Origin of the sequence: Flavobacterium sp. (assembly GCF_035760125.1) — a bacterium.
Taxonomy (GTDB): Bacteria; Bacteroidota; Bacteroidia; order Flavobacteriales; family Flavobacteriaceae; genus Flavobacterium.
Map to the genome: position 1 here is coordinate 1 of NZ_DASTTN010000203.1, position 8,216 is coordinate 8,216.

4 protein-coding genes are annotated in these 8,216 nt (G+C 31.8%); all 4 read left to right on the forward strand.

All coding sequences use genetic code 11. The annotated features are described in order from the left end of the window. Nucleotides 1-2,373: efflux RND transporter permease subunit (locus VFS71_RS07610; RefSeq protein WP_326400327.1), on the forward strand; the 2,373-nt coding region annotated here is incomplete at its 5' end. Nucleotides 2,374-2,430: 57 nt separating this feature from the next. Then, complete coding sequence (locus tag VFS71_RS07615) at nt 2,431-3,186, forward strand: phosphatase PAP2 family protein (protein ID WP_326400328.1); 756 nt, start codon at nt 2,431-2,433, stop codon at nt 3,184-3,186. A gap of 921 nt (nt 3,187-4,107) precedes the next feature. After that, nucleotides 4,108-6,906, forward strand: coding sequence for an outer membrane beta-barrel family protein (locus VFS71_RS07620; protein WP_326400329.1), 2,799 nt, complete (start codon nt 4,108-4,110; stop codon nt 6,904-6,906). Between the two features lie 4 nt (nt 6,907-6,910). Then, nucleotides 6,911-7,693, forward strand: a complete 783-nt coding sequence (locus VFS71_RS07625; RefSeq protein ID WP_326400330.1) for a GLPGLI family protein — start codon at nt 6,911-6,913, stop codon at nt 7,691-7,693. Nucleotides 7,694-8,216: the final 523 nt, after the last annotated feature.

The following is an 8,216-nucleotide window of genomic DNA, read 5'->3' on the forward strand; positions in this document are numbered from 1 at the left end:
GATGCTCAAGTCGATAAAAAAGAAGAGTTGGAAAATCTTGTAATTCTCAATAACGGCAAAGGAATTATTACATTAAAAGATATTTCGACAGTTGAAATCAAAGAGGCAAAAGAGTATATAAAAGTCAATGCGAATGGCAAAGAAAGTATTTTGGTTGCTGTAATCAAACAACCTAATGCTAATTTGATTACGCTTACGAGCGATATGAATACAAAGTTAACGTCTTTAAAAAAGATCCTTCCAAACGGTATCACAATCAAACCTTTTTATGAACAGGCAACTTTTGTAAACGATGCCGTCAAAAGTGTTACCGATAGTTTGTTATTGGGGCTGTTATTGGCTATAATAGTTGCGGTTTTGTTTTTGAAATCAGCCAAGGCCAGTGCCACTATTCTGATTATTATTCCCGTTACTTTAGGTTTGACCTTAATTGTTTTATACCTCACAGGAAACAGTTTCAACATTATGACTTTGGGAGCCATTGCTGCCGCTTTGGGATTGATAATTGACGATGCAATTGTTGTTGTTGAACAAATTCACAGAACCCACGAAGAACATCCCGAAGAACCCACAGTGAATCTTTTGCAAAAAGCAATTAGCTATTTATTCCCGGCAATGGTAGGTTCATCGATTAGCACTATAGTGATTTTTATTCCTTTTGTATTAATGAGCGGTGTTGCAGGTTCTTATTTTAAAGTGCTGACCGATACGATGATTATCACTTTGATCTGTTCCTTTTTTGTTACCTGGCTATTGCTTCCAGTGGTTTATTTATTGCTCACAAAGAATGAAGCCACAGCAAATGGAATTCAAAAAGAAATCCAGATTCACGAGGTGAAAACTCAAAATTGGGTGGCTTATTTTATTTCAAAACCCATTATCAGTATTGCATTTTGTATTGTTTTGGTACTTTCCATTTTTATTATTTTACCCAATTTAGAGACCGGTTTTTTACCCGAAATGGACGAAGGAAGTATCATTTTGGATTATGAAAGCCCTCCGGGAACTTCACTTGAAGAAACCGATAGAATGCTTAATGAAGTGGAGAAAATTATCATAAAAGTTCCGGAAGTGGAAGCGTATAGCCGTAGAACCGGAACACAAATGGGTTTTTTTATCACCGAACCCAATAGTGGGGATTATTTGATTCAATTAAAGAAAGACAGGAACAAAACCAGTAATGATGTTATTGACGAAATTCGGGCAAAAGTAGAAGCGACACAACCTGCTTTGCGTATTGATTTCGGTCAGGTTATCGGGGATATGCTTGGTGATTTGATGAGTTCTGTTTCTCCGATTGAAGTGAAAATATATGGAGACAACCAAGCAGAATTGCAAAGAATTTCCAAAAGCGTTTCTGCAATTGTTGAAAATGTAAAAGGAACCGCCGATGTTTTTAACGGTATCGTTTTGGCTGGGCCTGAAATAACTATTCTGCCCAATTATGTGCAATTAGCACAATATGGAATTACACCTACGGATTTGCAATTTCAGATGCAAACTGCTTTGGAAGGTAATGTGGTTGGAAGTTTGTTGGAAAATGAAAAACAAACGCCAATCCGAATGATTTATTTCTATGGGAAAAAACGTAGTCTGGAAGATATCAAACAACTCAAAATATTTTTACCCAATGGACAATCTATTCCAATTACAAGTTTAGTTTCTATTTCAGTTCAAAAAGGGGTTGCAGAAATAAAGAGAGAAAATCTTCAGACAATGGGTGTAGTAACCGGTCGATTGGACAACCGAGATTTGGGTAGCGTAATGCAGGAAATTCAAGCTAAAGTTTCTAGTGCTATTCATTTGCCAAGGGGCTATTATATTGAATATGCTGGTGCTTACAAAGACCAACAACAATCATTTAAAGAGTTATTGATGATTTTGATTACCTCTTCATTATTGGTTTTCGGTGTTATTTTGTTTCTTTTTAGAGATTTTAGGGTGGCACTGGTGATCCTTTTAATTTCTGTTTTAGGCATTGCAGGAAGTTATATCTTGCTTTTTATAACGGGAATACCTTTAAATGTCGGCAGTTATACAGGAATCATTATGATTGTTGGTATTATTGCCGAAAATGCGATTTTCACCTTTCTTCAATTCAGGGAAACTTTCAAATTGACACGAAATGTGAACGAATCTATAATTTATTCGATTTCAACGCGATTGCGCCCCAAATTGATGACGGCTTTAGGAGCCATAATCGCACTTTTGCCTTTAGCAATTGGTATTGGTACGGGATCAGAATTGCACCAACCATTAGCGATAGCGGTAATTGGCGGATTTATTATTGCGATGCCTTTGCTGTTGATCGTTCTGCCAACTTTGTTAGCTCAAGTTTATAAAAATGAAAAACATTTTAAGCATTTGACTTAGTCTAATGTCCAAAAAAATAAAGGAATTGGAATCAATCTATAATTATAAAAAAATCTAATGTTAAAAATCATTCTATTTTCATTGTTTAGTATCGCAACTATAAATGCACAAGAAGTAAAAACAGATACAGTTTCGAAAACAGATACTCCGGGAAACTTAAAATTTAATTACAAACAACTTATTATTCCAGCTGTATTAATTGGATATGGTTTTATAGGTCTCGAAAGCGATCAGATAAAAAATTTTAATGCTGAAATTAAAGAAGAAGTAAATGAGCATATAGATGAGAAAATTACTATTGATGATTTTTCTCAATATGCTCCTGCAGCTGCGGTTTATGTATTGAATGCAGCAGGGATAAAAGGGAAAAATAATTTGAAGGATCGTTCAATAATATTGGCGACTTCCTATATCATTATGTCAACCACGGTTTTAGGGCTTAAATCAATTACGAAAGTTCCAAGACCAGACGGTTCTGGTAATAATTCTTTTCCGTCAGGACATACAGCCACGGCTTTTGCTGGAGCCGAATTTTTATGGCAGGAATACAAGGATAAATCTATTTGGTACGGGATTTCAGGTTATGTTGTTGCCACAGGAACAGGGCTTTTTAGAATATACAATGACAGACATTGGCTTACAGATGTTGCTGCGGGTGCTGGAATAGGTATTTTAAGTACAAAAATCGCTTATTGGGTTAATCCTTATATCAAGAAAAAAATATTTGGCACTAAAGAGAAAAACACCACAACATTACTAATGCCTATTTATGATGGGAAGCAACTAGGTTGTGGTTTGGTAATAAATTATTAGGTGTTGAATTAATGAAGGAAATCATCCTAAATTGAAATTGTGAGAAATAAAATACTTCTTTTGACTACTGTTTTATTGTGCTTTACAATATCGGCTATAGCATAAACAGACAATATAGTTTCTAAATCAAAACAGTTAGCTAATAACTTCAAATCTTGCATTAAAAGGTTCGAATTCTGTACCATGAGGGTCACTATAAAAAAGCAAAAGCCTGAGAACATAGATCCTTAGGCTTTTTTTATGGTTCGAAAATCCTTTCGAAATTTTTTCTATTTTACAAAGTCAGTATTTGAGGACAATTTCGGTTCGAACTCCATCACGGATCATCATTTTTTTTATTAAAGATATACTTCTTACCTTAGTCTCTACTTTTTGTTTGCATGTCCATTATCATGCTATATAATTTTATTAGATTAAATGGAAGAACATAGCCAACTATAATATTAGTAGTTCCAGCAGCACTCTGCAGATAATCAGGACGAAATCGTAATCAACGTAGATGAACCTCCATTCAAGAATTTAAGATCAACTTAACATTGAAAATATTGGCAAAAAAACATGATTCTAAATATAAATAATTAATCATGACAATAAAAGTAAAGCCTTTATTAATATTGTAGTATTTTTATTTATTTTTGAACTATATTTATATTCAACTATTATAGTAACAATCATTAATTAAAATCGTTAAAATTTACACCGCTAACGACCAAAACCTAGCAAAAAAATTATGAATTTCATAAAATCAAGTCACTATACTTCAGCAAACCTGTATCAAAAGGTGCTATTTCAATTTCTATTTTAGAATCTACAATCTTGCTTACTTAAAAAACAAATTGCACAACAAGAGTATTTTATTTCTATTTCTCAAAAAATAGAATCGAACTATAATGCCTCTTTTCAAAAAACCACAACCAATTAATGAGACAAACAATTCTATTATTATGTTGCTTTCTTTTTTTATCAAATACTTTACAGGCACAAATATCAGGCACAGTTAAAGGATATGTAACAGATACCATAAACAATTCTACTTTAACGAATGCATCAGTCTCTTTGTTAAGAGCACAAGATTCAATTTTACTAAAATTTACCCGAGCCAAAGAAAATGGTTATTTTGAGTTGAATAATATTAAAGCCGGTAAATTTATTTTACTGGTTTCTTATCCCAAATATGCTGATTTTGTAGATCCATTTTCTGTTGATTCCACAAAGTTAATCAAAGATTATGGTAAAATTAATTTGGCTGATAAAGGAAGATTACTATCCGAAATAATTATAAAAGGCAACAGAGCCGCCATGAAAATCAAAGGAGATACGTTAGAATTTGATCCAAAAGCATTTAAAATAGAACCTAATGCAAAAGTGGAAGATTTGATAAAACAATTCCCAGGAATACAAATTGATAAGGATGGAAAAATTACCGCTCAAGGCGAAACTGTAACCAAAGTTTTGGTTGATGGTGAAGAATTTTTTGGTGATGATCCCACTTTAGTTACAAAAAATTTACGTGCGGACATGGTTGATAAAGTACAATTGTACGACAAAAAAAGTGATCAAGCCGCTTTTACAGGAATTGATGATGGTCAGAAAACCAAAACTCTAAATGTTAAACTTAAAGAAGACAAAAAAAATGGTCATTTCGGGAAAGTGGAACTCGGAGGAGGAACTGATAATTTTTACAAAGGTCAAGCCATGTTTAATAAGTTTTGGGATAAGAAAAAATTAGCAGCTTATGGCATTTTAGGCAACACAGGACAAGTAGGATTAGGATGGGGAGATAAAGATAAATATGGCCAAAGCAGTTATCAAGTAACTGATGACGGCGGTATTAATTTTTCAAACAATGGAAATGATGAATTTGAAAGTTGGGATGGACAATTTAATGGTGAAGGAATTCCAGTAGCTCAAACTGGCGGAATACATTTTGACAATAAATGGAACAACGATAAAGAATCTATCAATGTAAATTATAAAATTGGCGATATCAAACTTTCAGGAAATCGCAATGATATTAACCAGCAAAATTTAAGTTCTAAAAGTATTTATAATACTTCAGACAAGATTTTTGAGAAAAACATGACTAAAAATAAACTTGACCTAGCTTATGAAATTAAAATTGATACTACTTTAACTTTAAAATTAAATGTAGATGGATTATTTAAAAATAGTAATTCAAGTGATGCAGAAATGCGAAAAGGTACTGACGAACAAGGTAACCAATTGAATAATTCGAAACAGACAACTACAAATGATGTTGATGATAAAATATTTAATATAAATACTTTATTAACCAAAAGACTTAAAAAAACGGGCCGAACATTATCTCTTAATTTAAGCCAATCAAGTACAGATAGCAAAAGTGATGGTTATTTAAATTCTAGAGCTGAATTTTTTACAACATCCGTAATTAGTCCAGATAGCACCAAAGTAGTCGATCAAAATAAAGTCAATAATATTAGCAATACAGCTTTTAAATCAAATTTAATTTATACCGAACCGTTATCCAAAAGTCTATCTGTAATTCTTAATTATGGATTCAACATTAGTAATGGAAAAGCTGATCGTAAATCTTTTAATCAATCTTCAAATGGCGATTATAATGTTCTCGATTCAGTCTTTAGTAATAATTATGAATTAGACCAAACGATAAACCAACTTGGAGCGATTTTTAATTATAAAAAAAATAAAACTGTTTTTTCTTTTGGTTCTAAATTTAGTGGTGTAAACTTTAAACAATATGATGTTTATACAGATAGTTCTTTTAAGCAAAAATTTGTCAACTACATGCCTCAGATAAACTATCAATATAATTTTAAACAAAGAGAATCACTGCGTTTGTCGTATAACGGAAACACCGATCAGCCAACATTAGAACAAATACAACCGATAGGAAATAATCAAAACCAATTAAATACGATTGTGGGTAATCCAAATTTAGATCCTTCTTTTAGAAATAATTTTAGAGGAAATTATTATTCGTATAAAGTACTTAGCAATCAATATTTTTCGGTTAATGGATCGTATAATTTTACGCTAAATCCAATAATAAGTAATGTGGTTACAAATGATAGGGGAGAAAGTATTTCTCAATTTGTAAACCTAAAAAACAAAGCTGCAACAAGTTATTATTTGAGTAGTAATTTTGGCAAAACAATCAAAGCCATAGACATGACAGCAGGAATTGGTTTAAGCGCCAATAAAAATTTAAACTATAATTACATCAATACAAAACTGAATCAAACTAAAAATTCAATTTATTCTTTTAATTTAAACTTATCAAAGAATAAAGAAAAAAAATATAATTTTAATACTAGCTTCGGACCTACTTACAACGTTGCTAGTGCAAGCATCAACGAAAATAGTGATAGTAATGGTTGGGGTTTTAATGGAGATTTCTGGACCAGTATACAATTACCTTTCAAACTAGAAATCAGCACAGATGGTAATTATCAATATAATGGAAAAACGCAAGTGATTCAGGAAACTTTTGAACGTTTTATTTGGAATGCATCTATCACCAAAAAAATTTTAAAATCAGATAATTTAAGAGTTTCTATTACGGGAAGAGATCTTTTGAATCAAAATGTAGGATTTAATCGTTCTGCATTCAATGGAAATATCAATCAAAGTACTTATACCACTATCCAAAGATACTTTATGTTCTCTGTAAGCTGGGATTTCAGCAAAATGGGCGGAGGAGAAATTAAACAAAACTAAAACCATGAAAACAATAATAAATCGCATCTTAATTTTAATAATTATATTAACAAGCTGTAATACTTTTGCACAAAATGACCACTTTGTACAAAATGGCGTAATCGAATTTGAGAAAAAATCGAATATGTATGCTTTGATTACAAAAAAACTAAAAGGAGAAACTGATAGTTATTATCAAGCTGCTTTTGAAAGTTATAAAAAAACCAATCCACAATTTAAAACTACAAAAAGCATTCTCAGTTTTTCAAAAAACAAGAGTTTATACAAATGGGATCAAACAAATCAATCAGCAAGCAGCAGTTGGATTGCTGACGATGCAATGGCTAATTTAAAAAATGTTATCGCCACAGATCTTGATACAAAAACCAGTATTACACAAAAAAATGTTTATGACGATTTATACTTAGTTAAAGACAGTTTACGCAAAATTGATTGGAAAATTACCGATGAAACAAGAGAAATTGCAGGTTATGAATGCCGCAGAGCAAATGCTATAGTTCTCGATTCTGTTTATGTTGTTGCCTATTACACTATTCAAATTCCATTTGCTGGTGGCCCTGAATCTTTTACAGGATTACCCGGAACAATTTTGGGATTAGCCCTGCCACATGAAAATATGACATGGTTTGCGACAAAAGTTACAGAAATTCCAGTTTCTGACAAAGATTTAGCCCCACCAATTAAAGGTAAACCTACTGACAATAAAGGACTAAACAAAATACTTTTGGATGCTTTGAAAGACTGGGGAAAATGGGCAAAAAAAACATTACAAGCCTACTCTTTATAACTAGCTATTAAAACTTATATAATAATGGGAACAGATAAAGAAGTAGAATTTAAAAATTCACTTGCTTTAAAGCTCACCATTTTCACTAACAATTTTATAATAATCTTCCAAAAAGTCATTAGATTTTTCAAGGTTACCCGCTAGGGAACAAAAAGGATTTCTTGAATCTAGATTTCGCTTAAATTCTTTAAATCTTCCAATAAAAGGTTCGAATTCTGTGCCATCAGGGTCACTTGTAACACTCTTTCATTATTCGAACATAGGGTTTTTTAAATTCAACTTTTGGAATATAGGTATTCATTTTACAGTTTGATCTTGATTGCTAATGTTCATAAGTGAAATATACCTATGATAGCTATGGATTGTTATTTTTTGAAAAACTTTCATCTTTATTTCTAGTATCCACAGGAAACAATAGACTAATCTCATTTATCAGTTCAAATTCATCAATTGTAAATAAATCTATATATTTTCAAAGAATTCTTTGTTTTATTTTGCACCAAAATGATAGCATAATCCGTAC

Bases quoted from the DNA above. Each gene is read 5' to 3' on its own strand.
- VFS71_RS07620 (WP_326400329.1), top strand. From the start codon at position 4,108: ATGAGACAAACAATTCTATTATTATGTTGCTTTCTTTTTTTATCAAAT.
- VFS71_RS07625 (WP_326400330.1), top strand. From the start codon at position 6,911: ATGAAAACAATAATAAATCGCATCTTAATTTTAATAATTATATTAACA.
- VFS71_RS07615 (WP_326400328.1), top strand. From the start codon at position 2,431: ATGTTAAAAATCATTCTATTTTCATTGTTTAGTATCGCAACTATAAAT.